Origin of the sequence: Synechococcus sp. H55.10 (genome assembly GCF_047502715.1) — a bacterium.
Taxonomy (GTDB): domain Bacteria; phylum Cyanobacteriota; class Cyanobacteriia; order Thermostichales; family Thermostichaceae; genus Thermostichus.
Genome location: NZ_JANSJJ010000095.1, coordinates 1 through 903 on the forward strand (window position 1 = coordinate 1; position 903 = coordinate 903).

The 903-nt window shown below is 49.2% G+C and carries 1 protein-coding gene; it reads right to left on the reverse strand.

Translation table 11 applies throughout. From position 1 onward, the window contains the following. The coding region (locus NW858_RS07175; protein ID WP_414520192.1) for a DUF3155 domain-containing protein at positions 1-127 on the reverse strand (127 nt) is incomplete at its 3' end. Positions 128-903 lie beyond the last annotated feature (776 nt).

The following is a 903-nucleotide window of genomic DNA, read 5'->3' on the forward strand; positions in this document are numbered from 1 at the left end:
GTATATACCTCCGAGCGGCGGTTACAGACTTTTCTTCGCCGCTATCTAATTTAAATTGAGGAATATGATCTAAAATTTTGCGCCCCTCCAAACGACGGCGGCTCTTACGCTTTCTTCTCCTGACCAATGTCAGCCTCCTGTAGAAGGATTACAAGACAACCGCAAAGAATATATCAGTACTACTTAAGAAAATCAATAACTTCTACCGGCCTTTGTTATCATCCTTTACAGAGATAACAAAAGACAACAGACGTCCTCCTCCACGAACAGAAAAGAGAGGCAACTCACCTCTGTCGCCCCTCCAAGAACTCTGACGAGAAACCGCCTACTCAGTTGAAAAATAAACATCCTCGCTCAGCAAGGGAGCGAGCCAAGAGCAGGTTAGGACAGGAGAGGCAATAGGCTATCGATGAGCTCTGAGGCCTGCGAAGAAAGTCAACTGCCAGCGCAGGAGACTCCCTTCGGATCTTGCTTCCAAGCTAGCATCGCCCAAAGGGATGCTCAACGGGACATATACTTAAACTCATATGCGGACAACCCCCCTTAGTGTGGATTAGGGTTGGTTAATGGCAACTGCGCAAACCTAGAGCAGCTCCACCAAAGGGAATACTCGCGTGGCGAGCAGCCTTTGGAGAGAGTACTACGACTGTACAACCAATCTTCTGTTTCTACAATATGTCCAGCAATATGTCCAGGATAGGTTTCCCATACTGCGTTAAACCCTTAGACGGCAGACAGACCTCTTGCTACTCTGGCTTCAGGCATGACCTGAGCCATGGGGGTTTTGGTCGGTCTCAGTCTAGGTCTAGGGAGTTTTGGGCATGAGGAAATTCGCGTTGCTGGTGAGTCTGGGATTGACTCTAGGATCCCTGCCGCTTTGGGCACAGAAGGCAACCTCGCTCC